The organism is Pseudomonas sp. FG35, from assembly GCF_057809295.1.
Genome location: NZ_JBMDJR010000001.1, coordinates 113,195 through 130,279 on the forward strand (window position 1 = coordinate 113,195; position 17,085 = coordinate 130,279).

Sequence of the window (17,085 nt, forward strand, 5' to 3'; positions counted from 1 at the left end):
GAAAAAACAGCGCAGCGGCTCAGATGCCCCACGCGAACGGATCGGTTTCGTCGATCAGCAGCGTGCTGTCGGCGGTCATGTGGGCGCGGCCGGTGATGTACGGGCGGATGCGTTCGCCTTCCCATTCAAAGCGGCCTTCAAACTGGCTGCCGGTGATGCTCGCCTGCACCCAGCGCTCGCCGGGCGCGAGTTTTTCGTCGGCGGCCAGGCACGCCAGTTTGGCGCTGGTGCCGGTGCCGCAAGGGGAGCGGTCGTAGGCTTTGCCGGGGCACATGACGAAGTTGCGGCTGTCGGCTTCGGCGTCATCGGCGAACAGTTCGATATGGTCGATGAGCGCGCCGTCCTCGCCATGGATGCCTTGCTCTTCGAGGGCCTTGAGCATTTTCCAGGTGAGGTCGGTCAGGGTTTCGACGTTGTCCATCGTCAGGGTCTGGCCGTGTTCGGAGACCAGGAAAAACCAGTTGCCGCCGTAGGCCACGTCGCCGAGGAAACGACCGTATCCCGGCACTTCCACCGCCACCTGCTTACGAAATCGATAAGCCGGCACGTTGCCCAGAGTCACGGCACCGTCTTCATGCAACGTTGCGCTGACCGGGCCGACCGGGGTGTCGATCTTGTGCACCCCCGGCGCGATCAGCCCCAGGTGCTGCAGCGATGCGACCAGACCGATGGTGCCGTGGCCGCACATGCCGAGGTAACCGGCGTTGTTGAAGAAGATCACCCCGCAGGTGGCGTCCGGCGACACCGGCTCGCAATACAGCGCGCCCACCAGCACATCGTTGCCACGCGGTTCCAGCAGGCAGGCGCGGCGCCATTGGTCATGCTGGTTGCGCAGGGCATCGCGCTTCTCGGCCATGGTGTGGCCGGGCAGATCGGGAAAACCTTTCATCACCAGACGCGTGGGCTCGCCGCCGGTGTGGGAATCAATGACGTGTACTCGTTTCATGGACAGGTCCCGTTAAGTGATTTCAGTAAGCGCCGGCGGCGCGAGGATTGGCGGTGGAGGCGGGGGACGGCGAAGCGACTTCGCTTTCATCCTCTTCGGATTCCAGGCGCAGCAGGTGTGCCGGTACGCCGGTAGCGGCGCCCCAGTAATAAATGCCCATTGCACAGGCTGCGACGACCAGGGTGTCGAATGGATGGATGAGGATGCCCAGGCCGCCGAAGGTGCCGAGTTTCGACAGGACGATGGTCACCGCGTAGAAGGCGATCAGCCACGCTGACGAGCGCACTTGCCGGGACAGGCTGAGGTGAGAGGTCGGCACGAAGCGGCCGCAAAGCAGGTAGACGACGAACATCAGGATTTGCAGGCCGAGCAGCCAGGACACGGTGTTCCAGCCCGACCAGTAAACGATCAGCGCTGCGATGATGAACGACACCGGCCCCAGCACGCCCATGCACTTGACCCGGAACGGGCGCGGCATGTCGGGGGCATTGCGACGCAGCGCGGCGACGGTCACTGGAGCGACGGCGTAGCTCAGTACCAGCGCGGCGGACACCACGTTGATCAACGCTTCCCACGATGGGAACGGCAGGGTCCAGAACACCGACAGGGCGAAGGTCAGCCACAGTGCCGGACGCGGGATGCCGGACTTCGCGTCGATGTGGGTGAAGACCTTGAAGAAGGTGCCGGTCTGCGCCCAGCCGTAGATCACTCGAGGCGTAGCGTTCATGTAGATGTTGCCGCAGCCGCTGGGGGAGATTACCGCGTCGGCGACCACCAGATACGCCAGCCAGCCCACGCCCAGCGTCAGGGCGATGTCGCGGTACGGCAGGGCGAATTCCTTGGAAACCCCGGCCCAGCCATTGGCGAGCAGTTCGGTCGGGATGCCGCCGAGGAAGGCGGTTTGCAGCAACACGTAGATCGCAGTGGAAAGCAGCACCGACAGGATCAGCGCAATCGGGATGGTGCGTTGCGGGTTCTTCACTTCGCTGGCCACCGAGATGATCGGGGTCAGGCCGAGGTAGGCGAAGATCACGCCGCCGGCAGAGACGGCCATCTCGATGCCCGAGAGTCCGAAAGGGGCGAAGCCTTGGATCTGAAAGTTTTCCGGTTTGAAGAAGGTGAACAGCACGCCGATCACCAGCAGCGGCACGATGAATTTGAAAACGCTGACCAGATTGTTGGCCTTGGCGAAGGTCTTCACGCTGCGGTAGTTGAGCAGGAAGAACACGCACAGCAGGCCGAACTGCACCAGCCAGCCGAGCAGGGTCGGATCACCGCTGCCGGCCTTGGTCAGGCTCGGAAACCAGGCCGCCGCGTATTGGCGAGAGGCAACCACCTCAATCGCCACCAGACTGGAAAACGCGATCAGCGTGATGAAACCCATCAAGTAACCGAGCAGCGGCCCGTGGCTGTAAACCGGGTAACGCACCACGCCGCCGGCCCTTGGCAATGCCGCGCCCAGCTCGCAGTAGACGATGCCCAGCAGCAACACGGCGAACCCGCCCAGCAACCAGGAAAAAATCCCCGCCGGCCCGGCTATCGCCGACACGTGACTGGCCGCGAACAACCAGCCGGAACCGAAGATCGCCCCCAGTCCGATAAAGGTGAGGTCGATCAATGAAAGTTGTTTTTTGAACTTGCCTTGGCCTGACATGGCATCGCCTTCTTGTGAGTTATTGGATAGGCAGGTGTGAGTCACTGGAACGGCTAAACAGTGAACTCATCGGGCGTCGGGCGATTGATGTTTTGCGCAGCTGCGGATGACGAAATCGGCACAGTTGCGAAGAAAGACGGCGGCGCTCGACACGCCGCAAACGTTGCTGCAATCTGCACGCGAACGCCTCAGGGCGGGCACGTTTTCAGGCCGATCCACTCACCGGGGAAGACCTTCACATGCAGAACGCGTTTGCGATCCTGTGCCAGGGCGATGAGCGCCATCGGCCGCATACCCTCGACGCACTGCTGGCCGGCGTGGCACCGCTGTTGCCGATGCTGGACGTGATTCCGAACGCGGCGATCTTCATCAAGGATGTGCAGGCGCGGTACGTCCTGGCCAATCGCACGCTGGTGCAACGCTGCGGCCTGAAAGACTTGAAACCGCTGCTCGGGAAAACCAGTGCGCAGGTATTTCCGGCGCAACTGGGACCGGGTTATACCGAGCAGGATCGGCGGGTGCTGGAAGAGGGATTGGTGCTGGAGGATCAGCTGGAACTGCACCTGTACGGCAGTCGCGAACCGGGTTGGTGCCTGACGCACAAGCGTCCGCTGTACAACCGTGACGGCGAGATCATCGGCCTCGCGGGGATTTCGGTGGATCTGCAATCAGCCGCCGAAACACATCCAGCATTCCAGAGACTGGCGGCGGTCGATGAACACATCCGCGCGCATTTCAATCGGCGGGTGACATTGAGCGAATTGACCCGAATCGCCGGTATCTCGGTGGCGCAACTGGAACGCTATTGCAAACGGGTGTTCCACCTGACGCCGAGGCAGATGATCCAGAAGGTGCGGCTGGATCATGCCCACCGCTTGTTGCTCACCGAGCTGCCGATCACCGAGGTGGCGCTGCAATGCGGCTACACCGATCACAGCGCATTCACTCGGCAGTTCAAGGCATCGACCGGGTTCACCCCGCGCCAGTACCGGCAGGCGACGGAACGTTGAGTCGGTATCGGTCCGTCACGACTAGACTCATAGGGGCATTCCCCCCATCACATGACAGGCCTTGCGGCAGAGGAAACGCGATGAGCGCAAAGCGGCTGTGCCAATGCTCGTCATGGATCCTGCCGAGCCTGATTGCCGTCAGTCTGGTGCTGACCGCCGGCTGCTCCAGTCGGGCGGCCAAGAACCGGTATCCCGCGTCCGGGGTCGGCGACAGTTGTTATGCCAAGGCGCTGCCAACGGTAGGCGAAGGCGGGCTGGCCTGGGGTTCATCCTTGAACATCGCCCGACAGAAATCCCTGAACAACTGCATTCGTTATGCCGGCCGCTCCGGTGGCACACCCGACACTTGCCAGGTGGTGCTGGCCAAGTGCAAGAACTGAGCGGCCGGCCTACTCGTCACGTCAGCAGGTACACCGGAAAGCATTCGCACAGGTGCATCACTCGACGGCGGATGTTTTCCACCCGCGCGGTGTTGTCCGGTTGCTCCAGCAGGTCGGCGATCAGGTTGGCCACTTCGGCGCATTCGGCCTCACCGAAACCGCGAGTGGTCAGTGCCGGCGTGCCGATGCGGATGCCGCTGGTGATCGCCGGTTTCTGCGGGTCATCGGGGATCGCGTTCTTGTTCAGCGTGATGTGAGCGCTTTCCAGCAGGGCTTCGGCGTCCTTGCCGGTGATGTTCATCGCGCGCAGGTCGAGCAGGAACATGTGGCAGTCGGTGCCGCCGGACACCACGCGCAATCCGCGTCGGGTCAGCACGTCGGCCATGGTCCGGGCGTTGTTGATCACCCGTTGCTGGTAATGCTTGAACTCGTCGCCCAGAGCTTCGTTGAACGCCACAGCCTTGGCGGCGATCACGTGCATCAGCGGGCCGCCCTGATAAACCGGGAAGATCGTCTTGTCGAGCACGGCAGCGTATTCGGCCTTGGCCAGAATCAGGCCGCCGCGCGGGCCGCGCAGGGTCTTGTGCGTGGTCGAGGTGATGAAGTCGGCGATGCCCACCGGCGAAGGGTACACGCCCGCCGCGATGAGACCGGCGTAGTGGGCCATGTCGACCATCAGGTAAGCGCCGATTTCATCGCAGATTTTGCGAAAGCGCGGGAAGTCGATGACGCGCGAATAGGCTGAAGCGCCGGCGATGATCATCTTCGGCCGGTGTTCGCGGGCCAGGTCTTCCATCTGATCGTAGTCGAGGGTTTCGCTGTCCTTCTCCAGCCCATAGGTGAAGGCCTGGAAAAACTTCCCGGAGAAATTCACCGAGGCACCGTGGGTCAGGTGCCCGCCGTGGGCCAAGGACATGCCCAGTATCCTGTCGCCGGGCTCAAGCACCGCCAGGAACACCGCCTGATTGGCCTGTGAACCAGAGTGCGGCTGGACGTTGACGTACTCGCAACCGAACAGTTTGCGGGCGCGTTCGATGGCCAGGTTCTCGATCTCGTCGACGACCTTGCAGCCGCCGTAATAGCGCCGGCCCGGATAGCCTTCGGCGTACTTGTTGGTGAGCAGCGAGCCCTGGGCCTGGAGCACTTCTTCACTGACGTAGTTTTCCGAGGCGATCAGTTCCAGGTGAGTTTCCTGGCGATTGCGTTCGCGGTCGATCAGGCGGGCAATGGCGGGGTCGAAATTTTGCAGGCTCATGCGGTGATTCCTTGTGCAAGCGTTTCGGTCAGCGTGGTCGGCACGTGATGAGGGAACACACGTGACGGGCTCGCGGCCTTGTCGGAGAGAAAAATGGAGGTGTCTTTCAAGCCGCTGCCGGTGATCAGGATCACGGCGGTTTGCGCGGTGTCGGGGTGTTGTTCGGCGTACTTCAGCAGGCCGGCGAAGGCACTGGCGGCGCCGGCTTCGGGAAACACGCCGGTGCTGGCGGCAAGCTTCGATGCGGCGGCGACGATGCTCGCGTCGCTGACACACATGAATTCGCCCTCGCTGGCGGTCACCGCGCGCATGGCTTTGAGCCGGTCGCGGGGCAGCGCCACGTTGATGCTGCTGGCCAGGCTGGTGGGGGCGATGCGTTCAGTCTGCTGCATCGGTCGGTCACTGCGCCAGGCCCGGTACATGAAGTTGCTGTGCTCGGCCTGCACGCCGATCAGGCGCGGGATGCGCTCGATCCAGCCCAGTTGCAGCAGGTCGAAGAAACCCTTGTAGACCGAGCCCAGAATGCAGCCATTGCCGACGGGCACGAACACCAGATCCGGCACCTGCCAGTGCAGTTGTTCGCAGATCTCGAAGGCGACGGTTTTCTTGCCTTCGCTCATGTACGAATTGATGCCGGTGGTGCGGTTGTACCAGCCGTATCGTTCACAGGCGTTGAGGCATTGCTCGAAGGCTTCGTCGTACTGACCGTCGACCAGCACGATCTCGGCGCCGTAGCCCTGCATCTGCGCGCGCTTTTCACGGGGTGCGCTTCGGGGCAGGTAGATCACGTTGTGCAGGCCCAGACTGGCACTCATTCCGGCCAGTGCCGAAGCCGCGTTGCCGGTGCTGGCCACCGCCACGGTGCGCGCACCGGACTGCATGGCGTGAGCCACGGCCAACGCGCTGGCGCGATCCTTCAGCGACCCGGTGGGCTGGCGCGATTCATCCTTGATCAAGACCTTGATCCGCGAGCCTTTGCCGAGCAGATCGGTCGGTGCGTACAGCGGCGTATTGCCCACCAGTAGCGGCGGAATGAACTGCGTCGAGCTCAACGGCATCAGTCGGTCATAGCGCCACATGCCACGGGCCTGGTGGTGGGCCAGGCTTTCTTTGGGCCATTCACGTCTGAGCGTCGGGTAATCGTAAAGCGCGTCAAGGGCACCATCGACTTTGCAATGAGGGCAGAAATAACTGACCTCGTGCGGCTGGTAGCTGCGGTCGCACACCAGACACTGCAACACATACTCTCTGTACGAATTCTTCATGGCCATCCCCTGGAAGTACGCTGTGCGGGTGCATTCCCTGCCAACGCCGGTCCGAAAAAACGGACCGGCGGGCACTGCTGACAGACGGTGTTTCAGACCACCATGATGGCGTCGATGGCGACCAGGGTATTGCGCGCCAGGGCGCTGGCGCCGGCAGTGGTGCGGGCCGGATACGGCGGGGTGAAGTACTCCTCCATGACCCGGTTCAGGGTCGGGAACTCGCTCAGGTCAGTGATGAACGCCGTCACCTTGACCACGTTCGCCAGGCTGCCACCGGCGGCCTCGGCCATTTGCGCCAGATTGTCGAGGGTCTGGCGCAACTGGCCTTCGAAATCCTTGGCCAACACTTCGTTGTTCAGCGCCGACACGGGTGTCTGGGCCGACAGGTAGATGGTCTGCCCGTGACTGACCTTGATCCCCTGGGAATAGGTGCCCAGCGGCAGAGGCGCCTTGTCGGTGAAAATCACGTTTTCTTCGCCCAGGAATGGCTTGGCGGCGGACTGGATTTGAGCGTTGGTTTGCATGGTGACGATCCTTGTTGGGTGGGTGGTGGGTTAGTGCAAATCGGCAACCTGTTTCACGGCCAGACGGGCAAATGCCTCGTCGCGGCAGCGAGCCGGGGAAAAGTGCTGGTAATTGAGTTGCAGCGCCGCCAGATCCTTCGGCATGGCAACACCCAGCGCGGCGTGGGCGCACAGCCGGGCGATGGCCGGCGCGGCCTGAATGCCGTAGCCACCGAGAGCGGCCAGCCAGATGAAGCTTTCCTCTTCGGGATCCTGGCCAAGCACCGGCGAGCGGTCGGCGACAAACGTGCGCAGGCCGGCCCATTTATTGATGATCGAGCGTGGGCGCAGGCGTGTGGTGTTCTGCAGGCGATCCATGGTGATCGCCAGATCCAGTTCTTCCGGCAACGCATCGCAGGGCAGCGAAGGGCTTTCGTCGCAGGGAGAAACGATCAGCCGACCGGCCTCGGGCTTGATGAAAATGTCTTCGTCGACCGTGCCCAGATACGGCGTGTGGTGCACGTCGCACTGCGGATCGACTGCCAGCACGGTGCGCCGCAACGGTCGCACGCCGACCTTGGGCACGCCGCAGCGCTCGGCCAGTTCATCGGCCCAGGCGCCGGCCGCGTTGACCACGATGGCGGCTTGCAGTTGCTGGCCGTCAGCAGTATGCAAGGTCCAGTGCCCGGCGCGCCGTTCGCCGCGCAGCACTTCGCTCTCGCGTTTGACCACGCCGCCCCGGGCACGCAGGCCGCCGAGGTAGGCGCCGTGGATTCCGTGCACATCCAGATCGAAAGCGCTGGGTTCATAGATCCCGGCGCTCCAGGCGCCTTCGGCAAGGTAGGGCACCAGTTCCAGCACCTGCTTGGCATCGAGGAACTTCGCGCTTGGCACTTGCGCCAATACCGCATTGAACCGCGCCGCCAGTTTGTCCACCCGCGCGGCCTGCGCCACGATCAAGGCACCCCGAGGTGCCCACAGCGGATGCTCGGCCAGACCTTCCGGCGGGTTCTCGAAGAAGCGTCGGGACGCGCAGGTCAGCGAGCGGATCTGCTGGTTGCCGTAGCTTTCCATCGAGATCGCCGCCGAACGGCCAGTGGTGTGATAGGCCAGTTGCTGTTCCTGTTCGAGCAGGCAGACGCTGCCGTGAGCGGCCAGCTCATAAGCGGCCGAGACACCGGCGATGCCGCCGCCCACCACAATGAAATCGTAACGGGCGGTCATGGACGGCTGCCCTCGGCAATGGCGGCGGCTTTGCTTTCCCGGGTCCAGGTCAGCACGAAGTGAGCGACAAGGCCGAAGATCAAGCCCCAGAACGCGGCGGCCAGGCCGAGGAAGCTCATGCCGGAAGCCGTTACCAGGAAGGTGATCAGGGCGGCTTCGCGCTGTTTCTCGTCAGCCATGGCACCGGTCAGGCCGGCGCTGATTGCGCCGAACAGGGCGAGGCCGGCGAGGGAGGCGATCAGTTCTTTGGGCAGGGCGGAAAACACCGACGCCAGGGTCGCGCCGAAGGTGCCCATCAGGATGTAGAACACCCCGCAGGCAATCCCGGCAATGTAGCGCTTGTCGCGGTCTTCGTGGGCTTCGCGGCCGGTGCAGATCGCGGCGGTGATGGCCGCCAGGTTGAAGCCGTGGGAGGCGAACGGCGCCATCAGGACCGAACCGATTGCAGTGACCGAAATGATCGAGCGGGCCGGGGTGTTGTAGCCCGAGGTGCGCAACACCGCCATGCCCGGCACGTATTGGCCGGTCAGGGTCACCAGCGCCAGCGGCAGGCCGATGTTGATGATCGCGTGCCAGCTCCATTCAGGGGCGATGAATACCGGTTGGGCCACGGCGATGGTGATCGAGCCGCTGTTGAGAGTGCCGAACGAGGCGGCGACGGCGCAGCCGACAATCAGCACCGACAGAATGGCGTAGCGCGGCGAGACGCGTTTGAAGATCAGGTACGCCGCAATCATCGACAGCACCAGCTCTGGCTGCAGCTTGATCGAGGTGAACAGCTCGGCGCCGAAGCGAAACAGAATGCCCGCGAGCATGGCGGCGGCGATGGCTTTGGGCAGCCGGCTCATCAATTTGTCGAAGGCGCCGGACAGGCCCACGATGGCGATGATCAGCGAGGCCACTATATAAGCGCCGATGGCCTGGGGCAGGGTGACGGTCGGCAGCATCGACACCAGCAACGCCGCACCTGGGGTCGACCACGCCGTGATCACCGGGATCCGCAGGCGCCAGCTCAACAACAGACCGGTAATTCCGCTGCCAATGGAAATGGCCCAGATCCACGATGACACCACGTCATTCGGAAGGTGTGCTTCCTTGGCGGCCTGGAACACGATGATGAGCGGGCCGGCATAGGAAATGATCACGGCAATGAAGCCCGCAATGACGGCTGAGAGGGATAGGTCCTTTCTGATTGTGTCCATGATGTCTCGGCTTGGCGCGGCGGAGTCGCGCAGTGGTCAGGAGAATTGAGTCGATTGATTCGATTCGAGATGAGTGTATTTGAATGGATTGAGTTGATTCAATAGTCCGCCGGGTTGTTACGAGATGTTTTTTTGCTATCAGTTCCTGTTTTTCCGCTATTGCCAGATTAAGTATTTGATTAATAAGCCGATAAATTATTTCGCAAATATTTCAAGGCCACGACGCGTATCGATTCAATCGTGGCATCAATCGACTCAATTGATCGATTGGGTTGATTTATTAGTTGCCTAACCTCCGTGTGATATGCTCGGATATTCATCATTTCTACGATGGGCAGTGATCATTCATGTGGGTTCCCCAGCTAAGCGAGTTCAACCAGCCGATGTATTTGTCGATTGCCGATGCGTTGGCGCGCGATATCAGCAATGGCGTGTTGAACGAAGGCGATCGCCTGCCGACCCTGCGGGAGCTGGCCACCACTCTGAATGTCACGCCGGGCACGATCAGCCGGGCCTACAGCGAAGCCCATCGGCGGCGTCTGGTGCAGGGCGAGGTGGGGCGCGGGACGTATGTGCTGAGCCAGAGCCAACTGGAGCTGCCGGCGAGCAACAGCGCCGCGCCGCTGAATCTGGGGCAGTCGGAGCTGCTTGATCTGTCGATCATCAAGCCCTACAGCGAGACGCTGGAGTACTGGCTGCGCGGCGCGCTGGTGGGCATGGCCAAAAGCACGGATTTCGCCCGGGCCCTTGATTACGCCCCGGACGGCGGTCACCCGGCCCATCGCGAGGCGGGTGCGCAGTGGCTGCGTCATTCCTTGCCCGACGCGCAATGGCAGCAAGTGGTAATCACCGCCGGCGCCCAGCATGGCCTGATGGTCGCGATGAGCGCCCTGACCAATGCCGGCGACCTGGTGCTCTGCGAAGAGCTTTGTTACCCCGGCATCATTTCCCTGGCCCATGGCCTCGAGCGCCGTCTGCGTGGCGTGGCCATGGACGACGAAGGGATCATTCCCGAAGCGTTGCGCGAGCTGTGTCTGCGGGAGAAACCGGCGATGCTGGTGTGCGTGGCAACCTGTCAGAACCCGACGGCGTCGATCATGTCGCAAAAGCGCCGGGCGCAGATTGCGGCGCTGGCCGAAGAGTTCGACTTCATCATTCTCGACGATGACATCTACGGTTTTCTGGCCACCGATCCGTCGATCAAACCGCTGTCGGCGTTTGCGCCGGACCGTTCGGTGTACCTCACCAGCTTGTCCAAATCGGTCATGCCGGCGTTGCGCGTCGGCTATCTCTACAGTCCGCCGAAACTGCTGTCGCGCCTGACCTCGATGGTGCGCAGCAGCGTGTGGATGCCGTCGCCGCTGACCGCGCAACTGGCCAGCAATGTGATCACCGAAGGCCTGGACAAGAAACTGATCCGCATCCAGCGCAACGAGGCCGCCGGCCGTCAGGCGATCGCCCAGGAAATCTTCGCCGGCTTCGAACTCAAGACCCAACCGTACTCGTACCACGTCTGGCTGACGCTGCCCGAACCCTGGACCGCCGACGAATTCACCATGCTCGCCCGGGCCAACGGTGTGCTGGTGCTCAGCGGCACGCAGTTCCAGGCGGAGCGCTCAGGGATCACCCGGTGCGTGCGGCTGGTGCTGATGTCGCCGACCAGCCAGGAAGAACTGCGCTTCGCCCTGACCAAACTGGCGAGCCTCATCGACTCGGATCCACGGCGGTATTACTGAGTCCTCGCGGGCAAAACCCAAATCCCCATGTGCTCCGTTCGTCCCTTCATACGTCGCAGTTCTCACTGCCCGTTTCCGTATGTCTGGAGTGCTCTCGATGCCCGCGTTCAAAACCCTGCCCACTGCCTTGCTGGGGCTGGCCCTGGCCTGTCCGGCCCTGGCTGAAAGCCAGCGCCTGGAGTTGGGGCAGGTGCTGATCGGCGCCGAGGACCGGAGCGGGGAGGATGCGTCGGTTGAAGAGGCCGAGGCGCGGCTTGCGCAGGTGCCCGGCGGCACCAACGTGGTCGATATGCGCCGTCCGTTGCAGGGCCGGGTCGCGAGCAATCAGGACGTATTGGCGTATCAGCCCGGTGTTTATGCCCAGTCAGCGGGCAACGAAGGGACGAAAATCTCGATCCGTGGCTCGGGCATCAACCGTGCCCCCGGCGCCCACGCTTCGGGGCTGTACACGATGCTCGACGGCCTGCCGCTGACCGGCCCCGGCGGTACGCCTTACGAATTACTGGAGCCGCTGTGGCTCGACCATGTAGAAGTGCTGCGCGGTGCCAACGGATTTGAACGCGGTTCGCTGGCTCTCGGCGGGGCGGTCGATTACGTCAGCCACACCGGCTACAACGCGCCACTGCTGAATGTGCGCTATGTCATGGGCAGCCACGGTTATGCCCAGCGACAAGTCAGCTCCGGTCAGGTGCTGGGCGATTTCGATTACTACCTGTCGATGACCGATGCGCATTCCGACGGTTATCAGGATCACACCGCGAGCAAGAGCCAGGGCGTGATCGCCAACTTCGGTTATCGCTTCAATCCGAATCTGGAAACCCGCTTCTACATTCGTCACCGCGAGACCGACAATGACCTCGCCGGTCGGGTGACCAAACACTCCATCGAGCATGATCCGCGCGCGGCCAACCCGGCCTACGTGACGCGCAACGACAGCCGCGATCAGCCCGGCAGCACCTTCATCGGCAACAAGACCACGTACTACATCGATGACGATTCGAGCATTCAGACCGGTCTGGTTTATCACGACTACCCGATGGACCTGCGCGAAGGCCCCAACCGCCTGAAGGTGGCGTACACCGATGTCAGCGGCACGTTCGACTACAAGCGTCGCGACACGCTCTGGGGGATGGAGAGCAACAGCACCGTGGGCCTGCGAGTCACCAAGCACCTGCCTAACGACGGTGCCAGCGAACGGGTGCGGATTCCCACCGGCAACACCGCTGGCTATGCGCCGGGCACCCACATGCGCAACTTCACTTATCAGGGTTCGGATTCTGTCCTGCACGTGGGCAACGACCTGGAAATCGCTGACGACCTGTGGCTGACCACCGGCCTCGCCGCGATCTACACTCGCCGTGAAAGCGCGGTGACCTACCCGGAAGGCGGTGGCAAGACCAGCCTCGGCGACTGGGACTACGCGCCCCGTCTGGGCCTGCGCTATCAGGTGACGCCGGATCTGCAACTGTTCGGCAACCTCAGCCGTTCGGTCGAAGCGCCGCATCCGTGGTCGCTGATCTACAGCTCCAACGTACGCTTCCCGGCCGGTAGCGGCGCAGCGACCGGCACCCAGCGCGACCCGGTCAAACTGCAGAACCAGACCGCGACCACCCTGGAACTCGGCGGCCGCGGCGACAGCGCGTTGGGCGAGTGGAGCCTGGCCTGGTACTACGCTCAAGTGCGCCACGAATTGCTTTCGGTATTGCCGGACGCCAACACCACAACGCCATACGAACTCAATGCCAGCCCGACCGTGCACCAAGGTATTGAAGCCAGCCTGCTCAGCAACCTGTGGTCAGCAAACGATGGCGGCAAGTTGAGCCTGCGCCAGGCCTATACCTTCAGCGACTTCCACTACCGCGACGACGACCGCTTCGGCGACAACCGCTTGCCGGGCCTGCCGATGCATTACTACCAGGGCGAACTGCGCTACGACTTCCCGCAGGGGTTCTTCGCGGCGGTCAACACGCAACTGGTCTCGAAAACCGCAGTGGATTACGCCAACAGCTATTACGCCGATCCTTACGCCACCTTCGGCGCGACCCTCGGTTACAACGCACCGAAAGGCGACTGGCAGACCTGGCTGGACATGCGCAACCTGACCGACAAACACTACGCCGCTACAGTTACGCCGGGCTATGACGATAAAGGACTGGACGCCGCACGCTCCACACCGGGTGAGGGCATGGCGATGTATGTCGGGGTGTCGTGGAGTCTGCTTTGAGGGGCTGGGTTCACCTTGCAGAGCCGCATTGTCCTGCCACCTGAAAAACATTTTGGCGCTGCAAATGTATGCTCATCCCCTTATCAGCCAAAGGTTCCCATGTTCGACAGAAACGACTTTGACCAACTCACGCGACAACAGCTGCTTTTTTGGCCCTGCCACAACGATTGTCCCGGTCTTTACTACCTGACGTATCCATCGAGCGCCTTCCTCGTCCCCTGCGGTCAGGAGTACATTCGAATCACCCGCGTGAGCAAATCGCATCATACGAACGGCTTGAATGTGTGGCTGAATGCCGAGTGGCACGAACGTCAACCAGGTGGGGATCACAGCTTCCCGGAATACGTTGGCGGCGCGCAGTTTGAACCGATTTCCGAAGAGGTTTTCAACCAGTTGGTGGCAGAACGGGCGGTCGAACTGATCGTGCCGCTCAAGCAACCACTGCACGAGCCTTCCGGTTTCATCGGTGCGTTATTGATGTACTCGATGAAAACAGATTTCATCGTCTCGCTTTTCGCCGAATATGAAGACGAATTCATTCATTTCTACTGGCATACATTGGCCTGAACATATCTGCTCGATGAAACCGTTCGGTCACCGGACACCCGAACCTTCGTCCAATTGCCCGATCTTGTTCGCCGGCGTACTGTGACCGGTGATGGCGCAAACCGTGACCATCACCATAACGACAAGATCGAGTGCCTTGCCCATGGACAGCCGCCTGCTGAGCGACCGCAGCAGCGTGTTTCGCCACGCTGACCCGTATGCCGTCTCCGACTATGTGAACCAGCACGTCGGCCAGCATTTCATCGGCCTGTCCAAAACCACCCACCCGCAAGCCAGCCTCAACCACCGCAAACTCGCCGATCTCGATCTGTGCCGCATCAGCTATGGCGGCAGCGTTCGCGTGACGTCGCTGGCGCTGGAAACCGTGTATCACCTGCAAGTCCTGCTGCAAGGCAACTGCCTGTGGCGCGGGCACAAGCGCGAGCATCACCTGGTGCCGGGCGAATTGCTGTTGATCAACCCGGATGATCCGGTCGACCTGACCTATTCCGACGATTGCGAGAAATTCATCCTCAAGGTGCCGGTCAGCGTGCTGGAATCGGTGTGCGACGAACAGCGCTGGCTGCATCCTGCCGGGGGCATCCGGTTCCTGCGCAATCATTACCGGCTCGACGAACTGGAAGGTTTTACCAGCCTGCTGGGCATGATCTGCCAGGAAGCCGAAGCCAGTGACCCGTTGCTGCGGGTGCAGGAGCATTATGCGCAGATCGTCGGCAGCAAACTGATCTCGCTGATGAACACCAACGTCAGCCGTGAATGCCTGAGTTCGCCGAGCGTCAGTTTCGAGCGGATCCTCGACTATATAGAGCGCAACCTGAAGCTGGATCTGCCTGCCGAACACCTGGCGGCCCAGGCGAACATGAGCCCGCGTTCACTGTACGCGCTGTTCGAACGCCAGCTCGGCGTGACCCCGATGCAATACATCCGCCAGCGCAAGCTGGAGCGCATTCATGCCTGTCTCAGCGACCCGAGCTGCCCGGTGCGCAACCTCACCGAACTGGCGCTCGACTACGGCTTCCTGCACCTCGGGCGTTTCTCCGAAAGCTATCGCCAGCAGTTCGGCGAATTGCCGTCCGTGACCTTCAAGCGCCGCCACTGAATTCCCGCCTCGAAACAATCTGAAGCACCTGCTGCGCCGTCCTGCACAAAACGGATAGCGCTCTGCAGGATTCGGATATTGCCGCCCGCGTTGCCTCCCTAATCTGACCTGGCCTGAACAATAACAATGGAGGCCCCGGCCATGTCCCTGGGAATCGACTACCTCAATGCCATGCTTGAAGAGGACCCCGAGAAGGGGGCCTACCGCTGCAAGCGGGAGATGTTCACCGATCCGCGGCTGTTCGAACTGGAGATGGCGCACATCTTCGAAGGCAACTGGATCTACCTCGCCCATGAAAGCCAGATCCCCAACGTCAATGACTTTCTGACCACCACCATGGGCCGCCACCCCGTGTTCATTGCCCGCAACAAGGCCGGTGAACTCAATGCCTTTCTCAATGCGTGCAGCCATCGCGGCGCCATGCTTTGCCGGCACAAGTCCGGCAACCGCTCCAGCTATACCTGCCCGTTCCACGGCTGGACGTTCAACAACAGCGGCAAACTGCTCAAGGTCAAGGACCCGAGCGAGGCCGGCTACCCCGAAGGCTTCAACTGCGAAGGCTCCCATGACCTGACCAAAGTCGCGCGTTTCGAGTCCTATCGCGGCTTTCTGTTCGGCAGCCTGAACGCCGATGTGAAATCCCTCGCCGAGCACCTGGGCGAGTCGGCCAAGATCATCGACATGATCGTCGATCAGTCCCCTGAAGGCCTGGAAGTGCTGCGCGGTTCCAGCTCCTACATCTATGAAGGCAACTGGAAACTCACCGCCGAAAATGGCGCCGATGGCTATCACGTCAGCTCCGTGCACTGGAACTACGCCGCCACTCAGAACCAGCGTCAGCAGCGCGACGCTGGCGAAGAAATCAAGACCATGAGCGCCGGCAGTTGGGCGAAGAAGGGCGGCGGTTTCTACTCGTTCGACCACGGCCACTTGCTGCTCTGGACCCGCTGGGCCAACCCCGAGGACCGTCCGGCCTACGAGCGTCGCGATGAACTGGTCCGGGACTTTGGCCAGGCTCGCGCTGACTGGATGATCGAGAACTCGCGCAACCTGTGCCTGTACCCCAACGTGTATCTGATGGATCAGTTCAGCTCGCAGATCCGCATCGCCCGGCCGATCTCCGTCGACAAGACCGAGATCACCATCTATTGCATTGCCCCCAAAGGCGAGAGCGCCGAGGCCCGGGCCAAGCGCATTCGCCAATACGAAGACTTCTTCAACGTCAGCGGTATGGCCACCCCGGATGACCTCGAAGAGTTCCGCTCATGCCAGACCGGTTACGGCGCCGGGCGCGGCTGGAACGACATGTCCCGTGGCGCGACCCATTGGGTCGAAGGCGCAGACGCGGCGGCCGAGGAAATCGACCTCAAGCCCTTGCTGTCCGGCATGCGCACCGAGGACGAAGGCCTGTTCGTGCTGCAACACAAGTACTGGCAGGAAACCATGCTCAAGGCCACCGCCAGCGATAAAAACCTGATCCCCGTGGAGGCCGTGCAATGAGCAACCTCTACGACACCGTGCGCGATTTTCTCTACCGCGAAGCACGTTATCTGGACGACGGACAGTGGGATCAGTGGCTGGAGCTCTACGCTGCCGACGCCAGTTTCTGGATGCCGGCCTGGGACGACCACGACACCCTGACCGAAGACCCGCAAAGCGAAATCTCGCTGATCTGGTACGGCAACCGTGGCGGTCTCGAAGACCGGGTGTTCCGGATCAAGACCGAGCGCTCCAGTGCGACCATCCCCGACACCCGCACCTCGCACAACCTCAGCAACATCGAGATCGTCGAGCAGGGCGAAGGGCAATGTCAGGTGCGCTTCAACTGGCACACCCTGAGCTTTCGCTATCAGGTCACCGACAGTTATTTCGGCACCAGCTTCTACACCCTCGACCTGCGCGGCGAACAGCCGCTGATCAAGGCCAAGAAAGTCGTGCTGAAGAACGATTACGTCCGTCAGGTCATCGACATCTATCACATCTGATCGAGACGGCGCCGAGCCGGGCTCGACGCTGTGAG

At 62.0% G+C, this 17,085-nt stretch carries 15 protein-coding genes; 8 read left to right on the forward strand and 7 right to left on the reverse strand.

The features are described from left to right. Positions 1–19: 19 nt before the first annotated feature. Positions 20–946 carry a 4-hydroxyproline epimerase gene (locus tag ACODTD_RS00440; protein ID WP_011333734.1) on the reverse strand — a complete coding sequence of 309 codons (927 nt, stop codon included), beginning with the start codon at positions 944–946 and terminating at the stop codon, positions 20–22. A 22-nt stretch (positions 947–968) separates the two neighbouring features. Next, on the reverse strand, positions 969–2,600 hold the full coding sequence (locus ACODTD_RS00445; RefSeq protein ID WP_201820141.1) for an APC family permease: 1,632 nt from the start codon (positions 2,598–2,600) through the stop codon (positions 969–971). Between the two features lie 239 nt (positions 2,601–2,839). Here ACODTD_RS00445 and ACODTD_RS00450 point away from each other — a divergent pair, with 239 nt between their 5' ends. Further along, complete coding sequence (locus ACODTD_RS00450) at positions 2,840–3,610, forward strand: AraC family transcriptional regulator (protein WP_011333736.1); 771 nt, start codon at positions 2,840–2,842, stop codon at positions 3,608–3,610. A gap of 80 nt (positions 3,611–3,690) precedes the next feature. Further along, the gene (locus ACODTD_RS00455; protein WP_221614920.1) at positions 3,691–3,990 is read left to right on the forward strand and encodes a hypothetical protein; all 300 of its coding nucleotides are present in this window, start codon (positions 3,691–3,693) and stop codon (positions 3,988–3,990) included. Between the two features lie 16 nt (positions 3,991–4,006). Here the strand turns inward: ACODTD_RS00455 and glyA are convergent, their stop codons facing one another. The 5 genes from glyA to ACODTD_RS00480 all read right to left on the reverse strand — a co-directional run bounded on the left by glyA (position 4,007) and on the right by ACODTD_RS00480 (position 9,439). Next, positions 4,007–5,245, reverse strand: coding sequence for a serine hydroxymethyltransferase (glyA, locus tag ACODTD_RS00460; RefSeq protein ID WP_011333738.1), 1,239 nt, complete (start codon positions 5,243–5,245; stop codon positions 4,007–4,009). Then, on the reverse strand, positions 5,242–6,510 hold the full coding sequence (locus tag ACODTD_RS00465; protein WP_285355198.1) for a threonine synthase: 1,269 nt from the start codon (positions 6,508–6,510) through the stop codon (positions 5,242–5,244). The genes glyA and ACODTD_RS00465 overlap by 4 nt, the downstream gene beginning before the upstream one ends. Positions 6,511–6,602: 92 nt before the next feature. Next, entirely contained in the window at positions 6,603–7,034 is a 432-nt protein-coding gene (locus ACODTD_RS00470; protein WP_007958112.1) for a Rid family detoxifying hydrolase, read from the reverse strand. A gap of 30 nt (positions 7,035–7,064) precedes the next feature. Further along, entirely contained in the window at positions 7,065–8,237 is a 1,173-nt protein-coding gene (locus tag ACODTD_RS00475; RefSeq protein WP_011333740.1) for an NAD(P)/FAD-dependent oxidoreductase, read from the reverse strand. Next, positions 8,234–9,439, reverse strand: coding sequence for a benzoate/H(+) symporter BenE family transporter (locus tag ACODTD_RS00480; protein WP_011333741.1), 1,206 nt, complete (start codon positions 9,437–9,439; stop codon positions 8,234–8,236). The genes ACODTD_RS00475 and ACODTD_RS00480 overlap by 4 nt, the downstream gene beginning before the upstream one ends. Positions 9,440–9,786: 347 nt before the next feature. Between ACODTD_RS00480 and ACODTD_RS00485 the strand changes: the two genes are divergently transcribed. The 6 genes from ACODTD_RS00485 (at position 9,787) to benB (ending at position 17,050) form a co-directional block, all read left to right on the forward strand. Then, entirely contained in the window at positions 9,787–11,175 is a 1,389-nt protein-coding gene (locus ACODTD_RS00485) for an aminotransferase-like domain-containing protein (RefSeq protein ID WP_201820138.1), read from the forward strand. Positions 11,176–11,272: 97 nt separating this feature from the next. Beyond that, positions 11,273–13,399, forward strand: coding sequence for a TonB-dependent receptor family protein (locus tag ACODTD_RS00490; RefSeq protein ID WP_011333743.1), 2,127 nt, complete (start codon positions 11,273–11,275; stop codon positions 13,397–13,399). 15 nt (positions 13,400–13,414) lie between these two features. Next, on the forward strand, positions 13,415–13,966 hold the full coding sequence (locus tag ACODTD_RS00495) for a hypothetical protein (RefSeq protein ID WP_236676669.1): 552 nt from the start codon (positions 13,415–13,417) through the stop codon (positions 13,964–13,966). 142 nt (positions 13,967–14,108) lie between these two features. Continuing rightward, complete coding sequence (locus tag ACODTD_RS00500; protein ID WP_285355204.1) at positions 14,109–15,065, forward strand: AraC family transcriptional regulator; 957 nt, start codon at positions 14,109–14,111, stop codon at positions 15,063–15,065. A 141-nt stretch (positions 15,066–15,206) separates the two neighbouring features. Then, entirely contained in the window at positions 15,207–16,565 is a 1,359-nt protein-coding gene (gene benA, locus ACODTD_RS00505; protein WP_201820133.1) for a benzoate 1,2-dioxygenase large subunit, read from the forward strand. Next, a complete protein-coding gene (gene benB / locus ACODTD_RS00510; protein WP_011333747.1) occupies positions 16,562–17,050 on the forward strand; it encodes a benzoate 1,2-dioxygenase small subunit in 489 nt (162 codons plus the stop codon). Before benA ends, benB begins: the two co-directional genes overlap by 4 nt. Positions 17,051–17,085: the final 35 nt, after the last annotated feature.

Bases quoted from the DNA above. Each gene is read 5' to 3' on its own strand.
- ACODTD_RS00440 (WP_011333734.1), bottom strand. From the start codon at position 946: ATGAAACGAGTACACGTCATTGATTCCCACACCGGCGGCGAGCCCACG.
- ACODTD_RS00445 (WP_201820141.1), bottom strand. From the start codon at position 2,600: ATGTCAGGCCAAGGCAAGTTCAAAAAACAACTTTCATTGATCGACCTC.
- ACODTD_RS00450 (WP_011333736.1), top strand. From the start codon at position 2,840: ATGCAGAACGCGTTTGCGATCCTGTGCCAGGGCGATGAGCGCCATCGG.
- ACODTD_RS00455 (WP_221614920.1), top strand. From the start codon at position 3,691: ATGAGCGCAAAGCGGCTGTGCCAATGCTCGTCATGGATCCTGCCGAGC.
- glyA (WP_011333738.1), bottom strand. From the start codon at position 5,245: ATGAGCCTGCAAAATTTCGACCCCGCCATTGCCCGCCTGATCGACCGC.
- ACODTD_RS00465 (WP_285355198.1), bottom strand. From the start codon at position 6,510: ATGAAGAATTCGTACAGAGAGTATGTGTTGCAGTGTCTGGTGTGCGAC.
- ACODTD_RS00470 (WP_007958112.1), bottom strand. From the start codon at position 7,034: ATGCAAACCAACGCTCAAATCCAGTCCGCCGCCAAGCCATTCCTGGGC.
- ACODTD_RS00475 (WP_011333740.1), bottom strand. From the start codon at position 8,237: ATGACCGCCCGTTACGATTTCATTGTGGTGGGCGGCGGCATCGCCGGT.
- ACODTD_RS00480 (WP_011333741.1), bottom strand. From the start codon at position 9,439: ATGGACACAATCAGAAAGGACCTATCCCTCTCAGCCGTCATTGCGGGC.
- ACODTD_RS00485 (WP_201820138.1), top strand. From the start codon at position 9,787: ATGTGGGTTCCCCAGCTAAGCGAGTTCAACCAGCCGATGTATTTGTCG.
- ACODTD_RS00490 (WP_011333743.1), top strand. From the start codon at position 11,273: ATGCCCGCGTTCAAAACCCTGCCCACTGCCTTGCTGGGGCTGGCCCTG.
- ACODTD_RS00500 (WP_285355204.1), top strand. From the start codon at position 14,109: ATGGACAGCCGCCTGCTGAGCGACCGCAGCAGCGTGTTTCGCCACGCT.
- benA (WP_201820133.1), top strand. From the start codon at position 15,207: ATGTCCCTGGGAATCGACTACCTCAATGCCATGCTTGAAGAGGACCCC.
- benB (WP_011333747.1), top strand. From the start codon at position 16,562: ATGAGCAACCTCTACGACACCGTGCGCGATTTTCTCTACCGCGAAGCA.